At 72.9% G+C, this 18,160-nt stretch carries 16 protein-coding genes; 5 read left to right on the top strand and 11 right to left on the bottom strand.

Translation table 11 applies throughout. The features are described 5' to 3' along the window. Positions 1-9: 9 nt before the first annotated feature. On the bottom strand, positions 10-213 hold the full coding sequence (locus tag ACFFJG_RS11900; protein ID WP_378518941.1) for a cold-shock protein: 204 nt from the start codon (positions 211-213) through the stop codon (positions 10-12). A gap of 257 nt (positions 214-470) precedes the next feature. On the opposite strand from ACFFJG_RS11900, the gene ACFFJG_RS11895 reads away from it, so the two are divergent. After that, positions 471-1,922: an amino acid permease gene (locus ACFFJG_RS11895; RefSeq protein WP_378518940.1), complete on the top strand. Its 1,452-nt coding sequence runs from the start codon at positions 471-473 to the stop codon at positions 1,920-1,922. Here the strand turns inward: ACFFJG_RS11895 and ACFFJG_RS11890 are convergent. Next, complete coding sequence (locus ACFFJG_RS11890) at positions 1,901-2,227, bottom strand: hypothetical protein (RefSeq protein ID WP_378518939.1); 327 nt, start codon at positions 2,225-2,227, stop codon at positions 1,901-1,903. The genes ACFFJG_RS11895 and ACFFJG_RS11890 overlap by 22 nt on opposite strands. 116 nt (positions 2,228-2,343) lie before the next feature. Next, positions 2,344-3,246, bottom strand: coding sequence for an NAD-dependent epimerase/dehydratase family protein (locus ACFFJG_RS11885; protein WP_378518938.1), 903 nt, complete (start codon positions 3,244-3,246; stop codon positions 2,344-2,346). A 175-nt stretch (positions 3,247-3,421) separates the two neighbouring features. Between ACFFJG_RS11885 and ACFFJG_RS11880 the strand changes: the two genes are divergently transcribed. After that, positions 3,422-5,545 carry a PP2C family protein-serine/threonine phosphatase gene (locus tag ACFFJG_RS11880; RefSeq protein ID WP_378518937.1) on the top strand — a complete coding sequence of 708 codons (2,124 nt, stop codon included), beginning with the start codon at positions 3,422-3,424 and terminating at the stop codon, positions 5,543-5,545. Here the strand turns inward: ACFFJG_RS11880 and ACFFJG_RS11875 are convergent. Then, entirely contained in the window at positions 5,485-6,189 is a 705-nt protein-coding gene (locus ACFFJG_RS11875; protein WP_378518936.1) for a phosphatase PAP2 family protein, read from the bottom strand. The genes ACFFJG_RS11880 and ACFFJG_RS11875 overlap by 61 nt on opposite strands. Positions 6,190-6,397: 208 nt before the next feature. Here ACFFJG_RS11875 and ACFFJG_RS11870 point away from each other — a divergent pair, with 208 nt between their 5' ends. The 3 genes from ACFFJG_RS11870 to acs all read left to right on the top strand — a co-directional run bounded on the left by ACFFJG_RS11870 (position 6,398) and on the right by acs (position 10,424). Next, positions 6,398-6,742: a DUF485 domain-containing protein gene (locus ACFFJG_RS11870; RefSeq protein ID WP_378518935.1), complete on the top strand. Its 345-nt coding sequence runs from the start codon at positions 6,398-6,400 to the stop codon at positions 6,740-6,742. A 1-nt stretch (position 6,743) separates the two neighbouring features. After that, positions 6,744-8,378, top strand: a complete 1,635-nt coding sequence (locus ACFFJG_RS11865; protein WP_378518934.1) for a monocarboxylic acid transporter — start codon at positions 6,744-6,746, stop codon at positions 8,376-8,378. Positions 8,379-8,468: 90 nt separating this feature from the next. Then, entirely contained in the window at positions 8,469-10,424 is a 1,956-nt protein-coding gene (acs, locus tag ACFFJG_RS11860; RefSeq protein ID WP_378518933.1) for an acetate--CoA ligase, read from the top strand. 115 nt (positions 10,425-10,539) lie between these two features. On the opposite strand, the gene ACFFJG_RS11855 is transcribed toward acs, so the two are convergent. The 7 genes from ACFFJG_RS11855 to ACFFJG_RS11825 are packed head-to-tail and all read right to left on the bottom strand — an operon-like array spanning position 10,540 to position 18,160. Then, the gene (locus ACFFJG_RS11855) at positions 10,540-11,307 is read right to left on the bottom strand and encodes a crotonase/enoyl-CoA hydratase family protein (protein ID WP_378518932.1); all 768 of its coding nucleotides are present in this window, start codon (positions 11,305-11,307) and stop codon (positions 10,540-10,542) included. Then, entirely contained in the window at positions 11,304-12,110 is an 807-nt protein-coding gene (locus ACFFJG_RS11850) for an SDR family NAD(P)-dependent oxidoreductase (protein WP_378518931.1), read from the bottom strand. The genes ACFFJG_RS11855 and ACFFJG_RS11850 overlap by 4 nt, the downstream gene beginning before the upstream one ends. Next, on the bottom strand, positions 12,107-13,099 hold the full coding sequence (locus ACFFJG_RS11845; RefSeq protein ID WP_378518930.1) for an NAD(P)H-quinone oxidoreductase: 993 nt from the start codon (positions 13,097-13,099) through the stop codon (positions 12,107-12,109). The genes ACFFJG_RS11850 and ACFFJG_RS11845 overlap by 4 nt, the downstream gene beginning before the upstream one ends. Next, entirely contained in the window at positions 13,099-13,866 is a 768-nt protein-coding gene (locus ACFFJG_RS11840; protein ID WP_378518929.1) for an SDR family NAD(P)-dependent oxidoreductase, read from the bottom strand. Before ACFFJG_RS11840 ends, ACFFJG_RS11845 begins: the two co-directional genes overlap by 1 nt. Then, positions 13,863-15,995 carry an acetate--CoA ligase family protein gene (locus ACFFJG_RS11835; RefSeq protein WP_378518928.1) on the bottom strand — a complete coding sequence of 711 codons (2,133 nt, stop codon included), beginning with the start codon at positions 15,993-15,995 and terminating at the stop codon, positions 13,863-13,865. The genes ACFFJG_RS11840 and ACFFJG_RS11835 overlap by 4 nt, the downstream gene beginning before the upstream one ends. Continuing rightward, the gene (locus ACFFJG_RS11830) at positions 15,992-17,008 is read right to left on the bottom strand and encodes an acyl-CoA dehydrogenase family protein (protein WP_378518927.1); all 1,017 of its coding nucleotides are present in this window, start codon (positions 17,006-17,008) and stop codon (positions 15,992-15,994) included. The genes ACFFJG_RS11835 and ACFFJG_RS11830 overlap by 4 nt, the downstream gene beginning before the upstream one ends. Beyond that, entirely contained in the window at positions 17,009-18,160 is a 1,152-nt protein-coding gene (locus ACFFJG_RS11825) for an acyl-CoA dehydrogenase family protein (protein WP_378518926.1), read from the bottom strand.

The raw sequence follows: 18,160 nt of genomic DNA, 5'->3' as shown, positions 1-18,160 counted from the left end.
ATGAGTACGTCAGACGGGACGGACGTTCTCCGCCTGCGGGCCCTTGGGGCCCTGCGTGACGTCGAACTCGACCTTCTGGTTCTCGTCGAGCGACTTGTAGCCGTTGGACTGGATGGCGGAGTAGTGGACGAAGACGTCCTCGCCGCCGCCGTCCTGGGCGATGAAGCCGAAGCCCTTCTCCGAGTTGAACCACTTGACGGTGCCCTGAGCCATGATCTTTTCCTCTTGTTCGGTGCCGGGGGCGACGTGCCGCCGGCCGCTGAAGACATCCATCCGAGCTGATGTCCAGCGAACCGAAGACCAGGAGCATGAGATACGAGCCGCACCATGTCGCGCGGCCAGGACGGCCGGGGCCGTCCCTTCAACACCACCACCCTACGCCAGGCACGGTCGCAGACCTGATTCCGCGCGGACGGGACCGGTCGGGTCGGCCCTCGCGCCACCCGAGCCGGACGTGGCACCCTGCGAGGATGAGCATCCTCGGGACCGGCAGCCACGGCGTCTTCCGACGCAAGCCCATCGACGCGATCGAGCCGGAGGACCCGGACGCCGAGGGTGGCCTCGACCGGGCGCTGGGGCTGTGGCAGCTCACCGCGCTGGGCGTCGGCGGCATCATCGGCGCGGGCGTGTTCTCCCTCGCCGGCGCCGTCGCCAAGGAGGACGCCGGTCCGGGCGTGCTCTTCTCCTTCCTCGTCGCCGGCATCGCCAGCGCCTGCGCCGCGCTGTCGTACGCCGAGTTCGCCGGGATGATCCCGAAGGCCGGGTCGGCCTACACCTACGGCTACGCCGTGCTCGGCGAGGGCGTGGGCTGGCTCATCGGCTGGGACCTGCTGCTGGAGTACACCGCGATCGTGGCGGTCGTCGGCATCGGCATCTCGGGCTACTTCGCGTTCCTCGTCGAGAAGATCGGCATCACCCTGCCCGAGTGGATGCTGGGCGCGCCCGGCAGCGACCCGACGCAGCCCGACCGGGTGGTCGACCTCTTCGCCGTCGTGCTGTGCCTGCTGATCGCCTTCGCGCTCACGCGCGGGGTGCGCAACGCCGCGCGCATCGAGTCGTTCCTGGTGTTCCTCAAGGTCGGCGTGGTGGCGCTGATCGTCGTGATCGGCGCCTTCTACGTCAACACCGACAACTACACGCCGTTCGTGCCGTTCGGGTGGAGCGGCGTCTTCTCCGGCGCCGCCGTCGTGTTCTTCGCCGTCTTCGGCTACGACGCGATGAGCACGGCCGCCGAGGAGTCGGCCGACGCGCGCAAGGCGCTCCCGAAGGCCATCCTCATCTCCCTGGCGATCTCGATGGTGCTCTACGTCCTGGCCTGCCTCGTGCTGACCGGCATGGTCAGGTACACGCAGGTCGACTCCGAGTCGGCCTTCGCCCAGGCCTTCGAGGACGTCGGCCTGCCGGGCATCGCCACCCTCATCTCGGTCGGCGCCATCCTCGGCATCGCGACGGTGATGTTCACCTTCATGTTCGCCGTCACCCGCGTCTGGTTCTCGATGGCCCGCGACGGCCTGCTGCCGAAGTGGTTCGCCGCCGTCGACCGCCGGCACAAGGTGCCGACCCGCGTGACGTGGATCGTCGGCGTCGGCTCGGCCCTCATCGCCGGCTTCACCCCCATCGCCGAGGCCGCCGAGCTGACCAACATCGGCATCCTGCTCGCCTTCGCCGTCGTCTGCGGGTCGGTGGTGGTCCTGCGCTACCGCTCACCCGAGATCGAGCGCGGGTTCCGCTGCCCCGGCATGCCCTTCATCCCGCTCCTCGGGGTCGCGTCGTCGATCTGGCTGACCACCTACCTCGCCCAGCTGACGTGGGAGCGGTTCGCGGTCTGGTTCCTCATCGGGCTCGCGGTCTACGCCACCTACGGCTACCGCCACTCGCTCGAGAACCCCGACAGCCCGCGTCACTCCGACGCGGGGGCCTGACCGGCAGCCGGCAGCCCGAGCTCCTCGAGGGCGGCCAGCTCCTCCCGGGTGACCCACGACGGGTTGCTCCCCGCTGGCATCCGCAGCACCTCGAGCAACGCGAGGGCGGGGTGGGCCAGGAGGCCGGGGCGCAGCACGGGCTGCTCCAGCGCGGCGAGCCGCACCGGCAGCCGGTCGTCGACGACCGGGCCGGTCACCCACCCTGCGGCGTGGATGCCAGCGGGGAGGTCACGCTGTGGCCCGCTGACCCACAGCAGGACCCGCTGGCCGCGGCGCACCAGCGCCGTGCGGTACGACGGCCGCACGCACCGGCTCGTCACGGCGGCGAACCCGTCCGCCGCGTGGGCCCGGGTCTCCGCCGACGCCCCGCTCGCCTTGACGAGCCAGGCGCCGAGGTCGGCGGAGGTGACGGCCCGGGGGCTCAGCGCAGACCGTCCGCCAGCTCGGCGAGCGCGTCGTCGAGGGAGACTCGCGGCGTCCAGCCCCAGCCCCGCGCCCGCTCGGCGAGGATCCGCCCGGTCCACGCGGGCCCGTCCTCCCACGTGGGCTCGAGGCCGAGCGCGGAGGTGACGGTGCCGACGTAGTCACGCTGCGTGGCGGGCCCGGCGGCCACGTTGACGGGAGTGCACGCACCCACGACGGGCCCGATCGAGGCGTCGTCGCCGACGGTCGCGATCGCACCGGTCGCGACGTCGGCGACGAGGGCGGCGAGGTCGTCGACGTGCACCCAGGCGAAGGACTTGTCCGCGATCGCGTGGCGGGCGGCCTCGTCGTCGCGGATGCGCGCGGGCTGGACGGTGTTCCACACCGAGCTCTCCCCCGCGCCGAGGATCGCGGGAGGGCGGACCAGCACGCGCGTGGTGCCGCCGAGGCGGGCGAGGGCGGCGTCGGTGTCGCGCTTGACCACGCCGTAGTCGTCGGCGTCGTCGGGCACCAGCGCGCCCGACTCGTCGACGTCGCCCACGCCGGGGCTGCGGTCGTAGACGCCCGCGGTGGAGACGTGGACGACCAGGGGGACGCCGGCGTCCGTGGCGGCCGACGCGATGGTCAGCGTCCCGTCGAGGCCGACCCGGCGCTGGTCGTCGCGCCCCGAGCCGAGCGGGTGCACGGTTGTGACGAGGGCGTCGGTGCCCGCGACGACCTCCGCCGCGAAGGCGGGGTCGGCGAAGTCGCCGACGTGCTCCTCGACGCCGGGGAGGTCGGGCGCGGTGCCCACCCGACGGACGACGGCGCGCACGGCGGCGCCCCGCTCCGCCAACGCCTGCACCACGTGGCTGCCCACGAGTCCGTTGGCTCCGGTCACGACGACGGTCGAGGAGGTCATGGCTCCCACTCTGTCAGGCGCCTGGTGGGTCCTGTGACGACTGTCGCGCCCGCATGGGCGCCGCGTGCGGGTACTGGGGGCCATGAGCGCCTACCATCGGACACGACGGCTGCCTGTTTCCGGCGTCAGGCGCCGTACGCAGCCGGGGCGCCGGTGGACCCGAGGACTGGTGCGTGTGATCACCCGAGCCCGAGCACTGGGCGACAGCCCGCTGTGGTGGACGGGTGTCGCGCTGCTCCTGGTCGTCCTCGGCGTCGACGTGCTGCTGGGCCGCCAGGTCAACGGCGCCTACGGCGGCGCGGCCGTGCTGGCCGCGGTCTACGCCGACCCCCGCCGCACGGCCTCCGTGGCCGGAGTCGGCCTGCTGCTCTCCGTCGCCTCGGGCACGTGGCACCACAACCTCGGTGAGCGCGACTGGGCCCTGCGGCTGGCCACCTGCGTGCTGATCAGCGCCCTCGCCCTGGTGAGCTCGTACGCCAACGAGAAGAGGCGCCGGCGCCTGCTCCACACGACCGCGCTCGCCCAGCGCGTGCTCGACTCGCTCGCCGTCGAGCTCACCGGCGCCCGCACGGTCAAGGAGGTCGCCGAGGGCTTCCTCGGCAACGCCATGGCGACGATGGGGGCGACCTCGGCGATGGTGATGTCGCTCGACGACGACGACGTGCTCCGCACGCTCACCTGGCACGGACGCGCGGGCTCGGCTGCCGACCAGTACAGCGAGGTCCCGCTCGCCAGCGACGTGCCGGGGGCGGTGGCGGTCCGCGAGCGCCGCGACATCCACTACCGCTCGCTGGCGGAGATCGTGGCCGGCTTCCCCGGCCTGGCCGGCTACTACACCGGCGAGCGCACCCTCCACCTGCTCCCGCTGCAGCGCGAGGACCGCGTCCACGGCCTGCTCGCCCTCACCTTCCCGCCCGACCTCTTCACCCCCCACGAGGACGGCTTCCTGCACTCGCTGGCCGGGGCGCTGACGGCCGCCGTCGAGCGCGCCCAGGAGCTCCAGCGCGCCGACGCCGCCCGCCAGCGCACGCTGCTGCTGGCCGAGATGTCGATGAGCCTGTCGCGGACCCTCGACACCGCCGCCACCGTCGCCGAGTGCGGCCGCATCCTGGTGCCGCGCTTCGCCGACTGGTGCTCGGTCCGGCTCGTGCGCGACGGCGTGCCGGGTCCGGCGTCCGTCACCGCCGGCGAGACCGGCTCGAGGGGCGAGGCGCTGCTCCACGTCTTCCCGGCCGCCCGGGTCCAGGCCTCGGGGCGCAGCCAGCTCTACCCCTACGTCCCGGCGCACCTCCTCGAGGCCGCAGCGATCGGGCCCGAGCACCGCGCCGCGCTGCGCGCGCTCGCCCCGACCAGCGCGGTGGTCGTGCCGCTGCGCGGACAAGACGGCGTGCTCGGGACGATGACGCTGGTCCAGGCGGGGTCGGCCCGCCACTACGACGCGGCCGACGTCGCGTTCCTGGAGGCGGCGGCGGACCGCGTGGCCGTCGCGCTGGAGACGGCCGCCGCCTTCGAGCAGCAGTCCGAGCTCCTCGCCGACGTGACCCTCGTCGCGGACGCCGCGCAGCGCGCCATCCTGGCTCCGCCGCCGCCCCGGGCCGGGCCGGTCGCCCTCGCAGCCCGCTACCGCTCCGCCAGCACCGCAGCCCAGGTCGGTGGCGACCTCTACGAGGTGGTCACGGGTCCGACGTCGGTGCGGCTGCTCGTCGGCGACGTCCGGGGCAAGGGGCTCGGGGCGGTCCGCACGGCCACGATCGTGCTCGGTGAGTTCCGCGCCGCCGCTGCGGGGACCGACGACGTGGCCCACGTCGCGAGCGAGATCGACCGACGGATCCTGCCGTACCTCCCCGACGGCGAGGACTTCGTCACCGCGCTGCTGGTCGACATCCGCGACGACGGGACGTTCGACGTCGTCTCGTGCGGCCACCCGCCGCCCGTCGTGCTCCCGGCGTCGGGCCTGGTCGTCCCGCTCGCGATGGAGCACTCGCCACCCCTCGGGCTCGGGATCGGCGTCGACCCGACCCCCCTCCACGGCCGTCTCGCACCCGGCGACCGGATGCTGCTGTTCACCGACGGCCTCATCGAGGCGCGCGCACCCGACGGCCGCTTCGTCGACCCCGAGCCGTTCCTCGCCGAGATGGGCGGCCGCGACCTCGACGGCGCGCTCGACGGCCTGCTCCAGTCGCTCACCAGGGCCACCGGGCACGCCCTGGAGGACGACCTGGCCCTCGTCCTGGCCTGCTACGACCCCGTCGACGACCCCGACCGGGTGCCCTCGGTCTCGGTGGTGCGTCCGGCCTGACGGACGTCGGCGAGCAGCACCCGCGCGACGACGCCCAGCCAGATCGGGGCGAAGACGAGGCTGGTCAGCACGTCGGTCGGGTGGTGCGCGCCCTGGTAGAGACGCGAGGGCACCACGACCAGCGGCACGAGGAACAGCGGCCACAGCCGGCTGCGCCAGCGGGGGACGTACGCGCCGAGCAGCAGCGCGGTGCCGGCGTAGACGACCACCGCGGTGGCGACGTGACCGGACGGGAAGCTGTGGTCGGGCACCAGGCCGGGGTCGAGGATCTTCACCGGCGGCCGGTCGCGCGGGACGAGCTGCGTGACGACGAGGTAGAGCGCGAGCGTCCCGGCGACGAGGACCGCGTAGTAGACCGCGGGGCGCCACGAGCGCTGCCAGCGCGAGACGACGCCCGCCAGCACCGCGGCCAGCGCCAGGCCGACGACGGTGTCGGCGATCTTGCTGCCGATGTCGGCCGCGACGTCGAGCCCGGAGGTGCGCTGGTCGGCGAACCACCGGTTCACGTCGTTGTCCCACGGGTCGACGGCGTCGGCCAGGGGGTGCGTCAGCAGCCACCCCACCGCGAGCACGCCGAGGGTGAGCAGCACCCAGGCGATGCCCAGCGTGCGGGCGGCGTCGCGCCGCGAGGTCGTCTCGTCCACGGCGGCAGCCTCGCACCTCCGCCGCCCGTTCTGCACCACCTGCCGGTGCGGCCTCGCCGCGACCGCTCGTCGCGCCGCACCGACCGCTGGGCGACCGGGGCCGTCCTCCGGCCGAACGGTGGCCCGCGCCCCCTCCCGCGCACCGACCCCGCGGTGCCACGGTGACGTCGGTCACACCCCGGTGACCCTGCCCGGAAGGACACCTGACGTGACAGACGCCCACGACCAGGCCGCCCGCCACGACCCCGTCTACGACGAGCTGTCGGCGCGGCCCGAGTTCGCGGAGCTGCGCTCGCGCTACCGCCGCTTCGTCATCCCCGCCACCGTGGCCTTCCTGGCCTGGTACGCCCTCTACGTCCTGATGTCGATGTTCGCCCACGACTTCATGAGCGCGAAGGTCGTCGGCAACATCAACGTCGCCCTGGTCTTCGGCCTGCTGCAGTTCGTCACGACGTTCGTCCTGGCCTACCTCTACAGCCGCTACAGCACCTCGCGCCTCGACCCGCTCGCCGCCCAGCTGGCCGACAGCTACTACGACGGACGGGAGCGCTGACATGGAAGGCCACCAGGTCCTCACCACCGCCCTCTTCCTCGGCGTCGTCGCCCTGACGGTCGGCATCACGATCTGGGCCAGCCGCAACTCCTCCGGCGCGGCGGACCACTACGCCGGCGGCCGCGGCTTCTCCGGCTTCCAGAACGGGCTCGCCATCGGCGGCGACTACATGTCGGCGGCGTCGTTCCTGGGGATCTCCGGCGCCATCGCGCTCTCGGGCTACGACGGCTTCCTCTACTCGATCGGGTTCCTCGTCGCGTGGCTGGTCGCGCTGCTCCTCGTCGCCGAGGTGCTCCGCAACTCAGGGCGCTACACGATGGCCGACCAGCTGGCCTACCGGATGAGGCAGAAGCCGGTGCGCATGGCCGCGGCCACCTCGACGGTGGTCGTGTCGATCTTCTACCTGCTCGCGCAGATGGTCGGCGCGGGTGCACTCGTCGCCCTCCTGCTCGGGGTCAGCAGCGACGGGCTGAAGAACCTGACCATCTTCTTCGTCGGCGCGCTGATGATCTTCTACGTCACCGTCGGCGGCATGAAGGGCACCACGTGGGTGCAGATCGTCAAGGCCGTGCTGCTCATGGCCGGCTCGGCGCTCATCGTCGTGCTCGTCCTGGCGAAGTTCGGCTTCAACCTCTCCGAGCTCCTCGGCACCGCCTCGCAGAACAGCGGCAAGGGCGCCGCCTTCCTCGAGCCTGGCCTGAAGTACGGCGTCTCGACCACGTCGAAGATCGACTTCATCTCCCTCGGCATCGCGCTCGTGCTCGGCACGGCCGGGCTGCCGCACATCCTCATCCGCTTCTACACCACCCCCACCTCGCGCGACGCCCGCAAGTCGGTGCTGTGGGCGATCGGCCTGATCGGCGTGTTCTACCTCTTCACGCTGATCCTCGGCTTCGGCGCCGCAGCGCTCCTCGACGAGGACGCGTACGCCGAGGTGGCCGCGTCGGGCGGCAACCTGGCCTCGCCGCTCCTGGCGGAGGCCGTGGGAGGCGGGTCGGGGTCGACCGGCGGCGCGGTGCTGCTGGCCGTGATCGCGGCGGTGGCCTTCGCGACGATCCTCGCGGTGGTGGCAGGGCTGACGCTGACGTCGTCGGTGTCGGTCGCGCACGACCTCTACAACTCCGTGTTCAAGAACGGCCAGGCCTCCGAGGCCGAGGAGATCCGGGTCTCGCGGATCGCCGCCGGCGTCATCGGCCTGATCGCGATCGTGCTGGCCATCCCGGCCCAGAAGCTCAACATCGCGTTCCTCGTCGCGCTGGCCTTCGCGGTCGCGGCCTCGGCCAACCTGCCGGCGATCATCTACAACATGTTCTGGCGGCGCTTCAACACCCGAGGGGCGCTCTGGAGCATCTACGGCGGCCTGGTCTCCTCGGTCGGCCTGGTGATCTTCAGCCCGATCGTCAGCGGCAAGGGCATCGACGCGGCCACCGGCAAGAACCTGTCGCTGCTCCCGGCCAGCGTCGACATCTCGTGGTTCCCGCTGGAGAACCCCGGCATCGTCTCCATCCCGCTCGGCTTCCTCCTCGGCTACCTCGGGACGATCACGTCGAAGGAGCCGTCCGCGGAGGAGAGGTACACCGAGCTCGAGGTCCGCGCCCTCACCGGCGCCGGAGCGGAGCAGGCCAGCACGCACTGAGCACGTCCCGTGACCCCCTCGCCGAGCCGGAGTAGGTTCGGCGAGGGGGTCACCCCCGTCCCGCACGAGCGCACATCCCAGGAGAGAGCCTTGTCCGAGCAGACCCTGTCCAACCTGTCCCGCGAGGACCGCCGGTTCGAGCCGCCCGCCGCCCTGGCCGCCGGGGCCAACGTGAAGGAGGAGGCCTACGCCCGCGCCGACGCCGACCGCGAGGCGTTCTGGGCCGAGGCCGCCGAGCGCCTCGAGTGGGGGCAGAAGTGGGACCAGGTCCTCGACTGGTCGAACCCGCCGTTCGCGAAGTGGTTCGTCGGTGGCACCCTCAACGCCTCGGTCAACTGCGTGGACCGGCACGTCGACGCCGGCAACGGCGACAAGGTGGCCCTCCACTGGGTCGGCGAGCCCGAGGACGACACCCGCGACATCACGTACGCCGAGCTCAAGGACCTCGTCTCCAAGGCCGCCAACGCGCTGACCGACCTCGGCGTGCAGAAGGGCGACCGGGTCGCGATCTACATGCCGATGATCCCCGAGGTCGTCGTGGCGATGCTCGCCTGCGCACGCCTGGGGGCGCCGCACACCGTCGTGTTCGGCGGCTTCTCCGCCGACGCCCTCGCCTCGCGCATCACCGACTGCGAGGCCCACGTCGTGATCACCTCCGACGGCGGCTACCGACGCGGCGCCGCGTCCGCGCTGAAGCCGGCCGTCGACGAGGCCGTCGCGAAGACCGGCGACCTGGTGCGGCACGTGCTCGTCGTGCGCCGCACCGGCCAGGACGTCGACTGGGACGACGCGCGCGACGTGTGGTGGCACGACGCGGTGGACGCCGCCTCGAGCGAGCACGAGCCCGAGATGCACGACTCCGAGCACCCGCTCTACGTCATGTACACCTCCGGCACCACCGGCAAGCCCAAGGGCATCCTGCATACCACCGGCGGCTACCTCACCGGCACGTCGTTCACGCACTGGGAGGTGTTCGACCTCAAGCCCGAGACCGACGTCTACTGGTGCACCGCCGACGTCGGCTGGGTGACCGGCCACTCCTACATGGTCTACGGCCCGCTCGCCAACGGCGCGACGCAGGTGATGTACGAGGGCACGCCCGAGAAGGGCCGTTGGTGGCAGATCGTCCAGGACTACGGCGTGACGATCTTCTACACCGCGCCCACCGCGATCCGGACCTTCATGAAGCAGGGCCGCGAGATCCCCGACTCCTACGACATGTCGTCGCTGCGGCTGCTCGGCTCGGTCGGCGAGCCGATCAACCCCGAGGCCTACGTCTGGTACCGCGAGGTGATCGGCGGCGACCGCTGCCCCATCGTCGACACGTGGTGGCAGACCGAGACGGGCCAGATCATGATCAGCCCGCTGCCCGGCGTCACCGCCGGCAAGCCGGGCTCGGCGATGAAGGCGCTGCCCGGCATCGCCGCCGACGTGGTCGACGACGAGGCCCGCTCGGTCGGCAACGGCAACGGCGGCTACCTCGTGCTCAAGGAGCCGTGGCCGGCGATGCTGCGCACGCTGTGGGGTGACGACCAGCGGTTCAAGGACACGTACTGGTCGCGCTGGGAGGGCCTCTACTTCGCCGGCGACGGCGCCAAGCTCGACGACGACGGCGACATCTGGCTGCTCGGCCGCGTCGACGACGTCATGAACGTCTCGGGCCACCGCCTGTCCACCACCGAGATCGAGTCGGCGCTCGTGTCGCACCCGAAGGTCGCCGAGGCGGCCGTGGTCGGCGCGGCCGACGACACCACCGGCCAGGCGGTCTGCGCGTTCGTCATCCTCCGCGACTCCGCCGGCGACGGCGGGGAGGACATCGTCGAGGAGCTGCGCAAGCACGTCGCCAAGGAGATCGGCGCGATCGCCAAGCCGCGCCAGATCATGGTCGTGCCCGAGCTGCCCAAGACCCGCTCGGGCAAGATCATGCGCCGCCTGCTCAAGGACGTCGCCGAGCACCGCGAGGTGGGCGACGTGACCACCCTCGCCGACTCCACGGTCATGGACCTGATCAAGGACAAGGAGTCCTCCGCCCCCGCCGAGGACTGAGCCCCGCGCACGCTACCTAGGGACGAAATGGTGGGCAGATCGGCCCTTCCGCCCACCATTTCGTCCCTAGATACCGGGGTGGGCACCCGGGGTGGACACCCGGGTCGGCGGCGGCCTAGCGGCCGGTCCAGACGGGCGGGCGCTTCTCGAGGAAGGCCCGCGCGCCCTCGCGGGCGTCGGCCGAGGTGCGGATGACCTGCATCAGCGGCTCCTGGGCGGCGATCGCCTCGTCGTAGGACATCGACCGGCTCTGCGTCCCGACCTGCTTGGACGCACGGGTGCCGAGGGGCGCGTTGGCGGCGATCACCGCGGCGAGCTCGAGCGCCGTCGCCAGGCCCTCCCCGGGCGGGACCACGCGGGACGCCAGCCCCCACCGCTCGGCCTCGGCGGCCGACATCCGGCGACCGGTGAGCAGCAGGTCCATCGCGACGTGGTGCGGCACCCGCTGGGGCAGGCGGATCGCACCGCCCCCTCCGGCGGCCAGGCCGCGGGTCACCTCGGGGAGCCCGAGCTCGGCGCCCTCCTCCATCACGACGAGGTCACAGGCGAGCACGAGCTCGAAGCCACCGCCGACGGTGATGCCGTGCACGACCGCGATGACCGGCTTGGCCGGCGGGAGGGTCGTCATGCCCATGGCGCCGCGCCGGTCGGTGACCGGTCGCTCGCCGGTCGTGCCGAACGCCCTGAGGTCCATCCCTGCGCTGAAGTTGGCGCCCCGGCCGTGCAGCACCGCGACCCTCAGCGCGTCGTCCTCCTCGAGCCGGTCGACGGCCGCCTCGATCGCGAGGGCCGTCGGGAGGTCGATCGCGTTGCGGACGTCGGGCCGGTTGAGCTCGATCCGCAGGACGGCGCCCTCGACGGACGTCTCGACGGTGTCGCTCATGCGAGCACCTCCAGACGGCCGGACTCGACGCCGATGACCTGGCCGGAGACCCAGGAGGCGAGGTCGGTGCACAGGAAGTAGACGACCCGGGCGATGTCGTCGGGCAGGCCCTGGCGTCCGAACGGCTGGAGGGGTGGTCGGTCGTTGCCGTAGCCAAAGGCGACCATGTCGTCGATGACCTCCGCGACGCCCGGTGTCGAGACGATGCCGGGGGCGACGCCGGTCACCCGGATGCCGCGGTCGCTCAGCTCGAGGGCCAGGCTCCTGGTCAGCCCGGTGACAGCGTGCTTGGATGCGGCGTACGCCATCGTGCCCTTCGACACCCGCAGCCCGGACGTCGAGACGACGTTGACGACGCTGCCGCCGGGCGCCATGCGGGACGCGACCTCGCGGGTCACCTGGAAGGTGCCGACGACGTTGACGTCGAGGATCCGGCGCAGGTGGTCGCTGCTCGCCCCCAGGGGGTCGCCGGTGGGGTCGAGGATCGCGGCGTTGTTGACCAGGACGTCGAGTGAACCACCCTCCGCCGCGGACGCGACCCCGGCGCGGACCGACTCCTCGTCGGCGATGTCCATCGTGATGCCGGTGACCCGGTGGTCCCTGCCGGCCGAGAGCGCGGCGGCGCGCTCCTCGGCCCCGTCCCGGTCGGCGATGACCACCCGGGCGCCGGCCTCGGCGAGCCGGGTCGCGATCGCAGCGCCGATGCCGCGGGCACCGCCCGTGACGAGCGCACCCCTGCCTGCGAGTGACGTGAGCTGGGCCAGTCCCAGGCTCGTGAGGTCGGGAGCGACGTAGGTGCTCATGGCAGTTCCTCTCCGGTGGTCAGCAGGATCTTTCCGATGTGCTCGGACGCCTCGAGGCGCGCATGGGCGCGCCAGGCGTCGGCCAGGGGCATCCGCGAGTCGACGACGGGGCGGACGCGGCCGTCCGCGACGGCCGGCATGACGTGCGCGGCGACCTCGGCGAGGATGCGCGCCTTCTCCTCGGCGGGGCGGGGGCGGACGAGGGAGCCCGTGACGACGGCACGCTTGCGCAGGACCTCGCGCAGGTCGAGCTCGGCGCTCGCCCCGGACTGCAGGCCGATCACCACGACGCGGCCGCCGGTGGCGACGGCCGCCAGGTTGGACGCGAGGTAGGACGCCCCGATGATGTCCAGGACGACGTCGACCCCCCGTCCGTCCGTGAGGTCGTGCACGGCGTCCACGAAGGACCCGGTGCGGTAGTCGATCGCCTCGTCCGCCCCCAGCTCGAGGCAGGCGTCGAGCTTGGCCCGTGACCCGGCGGTCACGATCACCCGCGCGCCCAGCAGCCTGGCCACCTGGATCGCGGTCGTCCCGATGCCGGAGCCGCCCCCGTGGACGAGCAGCGTCTCGCCCGCACGGAGGCCCGCGAGGCCGACCAGGTTGGACCACACCGTCGCCAGGGCCTCGGGGAGGGCGGCGGCGTCGACCAGGTCGACCGCGTCCGGGACGGCCAGCACGTGGTCGGCGTCGACGGCGACCCTCTCGGCGTAGCCGCCGTCGGTGAGGAGGGCGCACACCCGGTCGCCGACCGCCCAGCGCCGCACGTCGGACCCGGTCGCGGCGACGAGGCCGGCGACCTCCAGCCCGGGGAGCCTGGACGTCCCCGCCGAGGTCAGCGAGGTGCCGCGGCGCTGGACGGTGTCGGCGCGGTTGACGCCGGCGGCGATGACGTCGACGAGCACCTGGTGCGGCTCGACGCGGGGGTCGGGTACCTCGACGAGCTCGAGGGTCGCCTCGTCACCCCGGCCGGCGATCGTGATCGCCCGCATCAGCCCATCCTGCTGCCGCCGTTGACGTCGAACGTCGCGCCGTTGACGAACGCGGCCTCGTCGGAGAGCAGGAAGGCGGCCATCGCCCCGATGTCGGCGGGGGTGCCGAGGCGGCCGACCGGGATGGCCCTGCGCCAGCCCTCGTTGACCTCGGCGCTCACGCCGGCGGCCATGGGCGTCTCGATCCTGCCCGGGGTGATCGCGTTGGACGTGATGCCCGACGGTCCGTACTCGTGGGCCACCGTCCTGGTCAGGCCCAGCAGGGCCGCCTTGGTCGAGCCGTAGTGGGCTCCGGCGACGCGCGCACCGGTGTGGGCCGCCTGCGAGGAGAGGTTCACGATCCGCCCCCATCCACGTTCGACCATGGGCTCGAGCACGGCCTGCAGCCCGTGGAAGGCGCCGGTGAGGTTGATCGCGATCACCCGTTCCCACTCCTCGGGGGGGATCGCGGCGGTCAGCAGCTTCCTGCCGTCGTGCTTGGGCGAGATGCCGGCGTTGTTGACGAGCGCGTCGATGCCGCCGACCCAGGCGTCCGCCTCGGCGACGACGGCCGCCCAGTCCGCGGGAGAGGCGACGTCGGCGCGGACCGTGCGGAGCATGTCGGCGTGCGCGGTCCGCTCGGCTGCGAACGACGCCAGCAGCGCGTCGTCGACGTCGGTGGCGAGCACGTGCCACCCGGCCGCCAGCAGGCTGTCGGTGATCCCGGCTCCGATCCCGCCGGCCGACCCCGTCACGACCGCGGCGCGGGTGCGGGTCGTGGTGCTCATGCCTGCTCCTCGCGCGAGAGGGTGACGACGCCGTCGAGGGCCACGACACCGCCGGTGGCGGTGACGACGAGCGGGTTCACGTCGATGGACGCCACCTGCGGCGCGATCTCGACGAAGGTCCGCGAGAAGTCGCTGATCACCTGCGCCAGGCGCCGCTCGTCCACGACGGGCATGCCCCGGGCGCCGCGCAGCAGCGCGACGCCGCTCAGCCCGTCGACCATCCGGGCCGCCTCGGCCGGGTCGATCGGGGCCGGTCGCATCGCCACGTCGCGCAGCACCTCGGTGAAGACGCCCCCGAGCCCGACGAGGACGACCGGGCCGAACGTCGGGTCGTGGGTCGCCCCGAGGATCAGCTCCGCCCCGCCCTTCACCGACTCCTGGACCACGACCCGGCGCTCGGCCAGACCGAGCTCCTCGGCCAGCCCGAGCACCTCGAGAGCAGCCCGCTCGACGGCGTCGAGGTCGGCCAGGCCCAGCTTGACGCCGCCGACGTCGGACTTGTGCTCCACCTCGTCCGACAAGAGCTTGAGGACGACGGGCAGGCCGATCTCGCGGGCGGCGGCTCGCGCCTCCGCCGCGCTGCGCGCCTCGATCTCGCGGGTGACCGGGATGCCGGCGACCTGCAGCACCCGCTTGCTCGCCATCTCGTCGAGCATCGACGTGCCCGCGGCGCTCAGCTGCTCCTGCAGCGCCGTCAGCTCCGGCGACGAGGCCGGCGCCGACGGGACCGGCGCCTCGGCGAGCGCCCAGTCGGCCAGCGCCGCGGCGGCGCGCATGGCGCGGACGGGATCGCTGAACGTCGGGACGCCGGCGGCGGACAGCACGCGCCTCGGGTTGCCCGAGCCGCCCAACCACGCCACCAGCACCGGCTTGTCCGAGCCGGCAGCGACCTCGATGATCCGGTCGCAGAGCGCCGCCTCCTCCCGCTCGAGGTTGCCGAGCAGCACGACCGCGATGTCGGTCGAGGGGTTGTCCAGGCACAGCCGCAGGCCGTTGGTCAGGATCTCCTGGTCGGAGGCGATCGCACCGGTGGTGTCGATCGGGTTCGCGACGGGGGCGTGCGCCGGGAGGATGTCGGCCATCTTCTGCTGCCACACCGCGTCCCACTCGAAGACGTCGAGCCCGAGGTCCTCGGCGTAGTCGGTCATCAGCACGCCGGCCCCGCCGGAGATGGTCATGATGCTGACCCGGCGCCCCTTCGGCACCCGGTCGACGGAGAAGACGCGCCCGAGGTCGACCAGCTGCTCGACGTCCACCGCCCGCTGGGCGCCGTAGCGCTCGAGGATGCCGTCGAGCACCGCGTCCGAGCCGGCGAGCGAGCCCGTGTGGGACGCCGCAGCGACCGCACCGCGCTCGGAGCGGCCCACCTTCATCACCGCGACGGGCACGCGCTGCTGCTGGGCCTTGGCCAGCGCCGAGCAGAAGGCGCCTCCGTCGCGCACGCCCTCGACGTAGGCGAGGACCACGCGGGTGGACCCCTCGTCGACGTGGCCCTCGATGAGCTCACCGAGGGCGAGGTCGGCCTCGTTCCCGCTGCTGAAGAAGCGACCGATGCCCAGGCCCTCGCTCTGCGCCATGTTGAGCAGGAAGCCGCCCATCGCGCCGCTCTGCGAGACGAACGCGATCTTGTCGTCGCGCAGCGTGAAGCGGTCCTGGTCGAGCCCGGTCATGAAGGCGGTCGTCACGGAGGGTGCGGCCATCACGGCGCCCACGCAGTTCGGCCCGAGGATCCGGACGCCGGCCCTGGCCGCGACCGCGGCGAGCTCGGCCTGCTCGCGGGCACCGGCCTCACCGACCTCGGCGTAGCCGGCCGCGAAGACGATCGCGAACCTGATCCCCTTGGCGCCGCAGGACTCGACGGCAGCGTTGACGGCCGCCTTCGGCAGCACGATCACCGCCACGTCGGGGACGCCCGGGATGTCCTCGATCGAGGCGTACGCCGGCTCGCCCTGCACGGTGTCACGGTGGGGGTTGACCGGGTAGATGTCGCCCGTGAACCCGTACCTGCGCAGGTAGCGCTGGGTCCGGCCGGACGCCTTCGAGCCGTCGTCGGACGCCCCGACGATGGCGATGCTCGAGGCGTGCAGCATCAGGCTGACCACCTCGGCTGCGGTGCTTGCGGTGCTCACGACGCTCCCATCAGCTCGGCGCCCACGCGGGCGCGCAGTTCTGGGGTGGTCCCGAAGGACCGCTCCCACGACATCCCTCGCTGCAACCAGAGGTGCAGGTCGTGCTCCCAGGTGAAACCGATCCCTCCGTGCAGCTGCAGGGCAGCCGACCCGGCGAGGGAGGACGCCTCGTTGGCAGCCGCCTTCGCCGACCAGGCTGCGGTGGCGGCCGTGCGGTCGCCGGTGTCGATCCGGTGGGCGGCGTTCCACACCAAGGAGCGCGCCGCCTCCACCTGCACGACCACGTCGACCAGCCGGTGCCGGAGCACCTGGAACTCGGCCAGCGGTCGCCCGAACTGCTCCCGGGTCAGCAGGTGCTCCCGGGTCATCGCGACGAGCCGGTCGGCGAGCCCGACGAGCTGGGCGGCCGTGGCCACGGCCCCCGTCGTCCCCACCAGCCGGCCCGCGTCGACGTCGCGGGTGAGGAGGGTGGACCCGTCGAGGTCGTAGTCGCACTCCGCGAGCCGACGCGACGGGTCGGCACCGGGGAGCGTCCGGGCGCTGACCCGGTCAGGTCCGGCCAGGTGCACCTCGGCCCCCGAGCGCACGAGCGTCAGGTCGGCCGTGGCTCCGTCGTGCACGCGCGCCGAGGACGGGCGCGACGCCACCGCGACGACCACCTCGCCGGCAGCGAGACCGGGGAGCCACGCCTGCTGGAGGGCGTCGCTGGCGTACGTCTGCAGGAGCAGAGGGGCGATCACGGCGGTCTCGACGGCCGGCTCCGGCACGGCGGAGGTGCCGAGCTCGCCGAGCACCAGCACCAGGTCGGTCAGCCCGCCGCCCGAGCCGCCGTGCGCCTCGGGGACGACGGTCCCGGCGACGCCGAGGTCGGCCAGCTCGCGCCAGACGGCGTGGTCGTGGTCCGCACCGGTCGCCCACACCTCGCGCAGCCGGGACGCCGGGAACCTCGCGGCCAGGTAGCGACGGACCGCGTCGCGGAACGCGAGCTGGTCGTCGGAGAACGAGAAGTCCACTCAGCGCCCCTTCGGCAGTCCGAGCCAGCGCTCGGCGAGGATGTTGCGCTGGATCTCGTCAGACCCGGCGTAGATGTGGGCGGCCCGGCCCAGCCAGTAGCGGTGCACGAAGCCGTTGGTCGCCTGGGCGGGGTCGAGCAGCTCGGCGTCCTCGCCCATGAGCTCCAGGCCGAGCTCGTGCAGGCGGGTCTGCATCTGGCTCCACCACAGCTTGCCCATCGCGGACTGCACTCCCGGCCGCCTGCCCTGCGACAGCTCGGTCAGCGTCCGGAGCGTGACGTAGCGGTAGGCCTCGATCTCCTCGTGGGCCCGGCCGATCCGCTCCAGCACCCGAGGGTCTTGGCGACGGTCGTCGGGCACCATGTCGACGACCTCGCGCAGCAGCTGCTCGAAGTGCGCGGCGGTGTTGAGGTTGCTGCTCCGCTCGTTGGTGAGGGCGACCATGGCGACCCGCCACCCGTCGTGCAGGTCGCCGACGACGTTCGCCAGGGGGACGTCGACGTCGTCGAACCAGACCTCGGCGAAGGACGAGGCGTGGTTCATCTGCTTGATCGGCCGTACGTCGACCCCGGGGCTGTGGCGGTCGATCATCACGAAGCTGATGCCGCGGTGCCTGGGCGCGTCGGGGTCGGTCCGCACGAGCGCGAAGATCCAGTCCGCGAACCGTGAGTGCGAGGTCCAGATCTTCTGGCCGCTGACCCGGAGCCGGTCGCCGTCGACCACTCCCCGCGTCCGCAGCGCCGCCAGGTCGCTGCCGGCACCCGGCTCGCTGAAGCCCTGGCACCACAGGTCGTCGCACGACAGCATCCGCGACAGCCAGCGCTCGCGCTGCTCCGGCGTGCCGCACTCGATCAGCGTCGGGCCGGCCAGGCCGAGGGCCAGCCGGTTGAGCCGCTCGGGCGCGCCCGCCGCGAGGTACTCGTCGTAGAAGAGCGAGGTCTCGATCGGGCCGAGCCCGCGACCGCCGGACTCCGAGGGCCAGTGCACCGCGGCGAACCCGGCCTCGAACAGCGTGCGCTCCCACGCGCGGTGCTGCTCCAGGCCCTCGGGGGTGCCCGGGGGCGCGAGGCGCTCGGTGGGCACGTGCTCCTGCAGCCAGGCGCGGACCTCGGACCGGAAGGACGCCTGCTCGGGGGTGAGTGAGAGGTCCAC

It is taken from the genome of Nocardioides zeicaulis (assembly GCF_042432345.1).
Classification (GTDB): domain Bacteria; phylum Actinomycetota; class Actinomycetes; order Propionibacteriales; family Nocardioidaceae; genus Nocardioides; species Nocardioides zeicaulis.
This window is presented reverse-complemented; position numbering and strand designations above follow the sequence as displayed.

Coding starts and splice junctions, on each gene's coding strand:
- ACFFJG_RS11895 (WP_378518940.1), top strand. CDS start 471: ATGAGCATCCTCGGGACCGGCAGCCACGGCGTCTTCCGACGCAAGCCC.
- ACFFJG_RS11855 (WP_378518932.1), bottom strand. CDS start 11,307: ATGAGCGACACCGTCGAGACGTCCGTCGAGGGCGCCGTCCTGCGGATC.
- ACFFJG_RS11900 (WP_378518941.1), bottom strand. CDS start 213: ATGGCTCAGGGCACCGTCAAGTGGTTCAACTCGGAGAAGGGCTTCGGC.
- ACFFJG_RS11845 (WP_378518930.1), bottom strand. CDS start 13,099: ATGCGGGCGATCACGATCGCCGGCCGGGGTGACGAGGCGACCCTCGAG.
- ACFFJG_RS11850 (WP_378518931.1), bottom strand. CDS start 12,110: ATGAGCACCTACGTCGCTCCCGACCTCACGAGCCTGGGACTGGCCCAG.
- ACFFJG_RS11865 (WP_378518934.1), top strand. CDS start 6,744: ATGGAAGGCCACCAGGTCCTCACCACCGCCCTCTTCCTCGGCGTCGTC.
- ACFFJG_RS11840 (WP_378518929.1), bottom strand. CDS start 13,866: ATGAGCACCACGACCCGCACCCGCGCCGCGGTCGTGACGGGGTCGGCC.
- ACFFJG_RS11885 (WP_378518938.1), bottom strand. CDS start 3,246: ATGACCTCCTCGACCGTCGTCGTGACCGGAGCCAACGGACTCGTGGGC.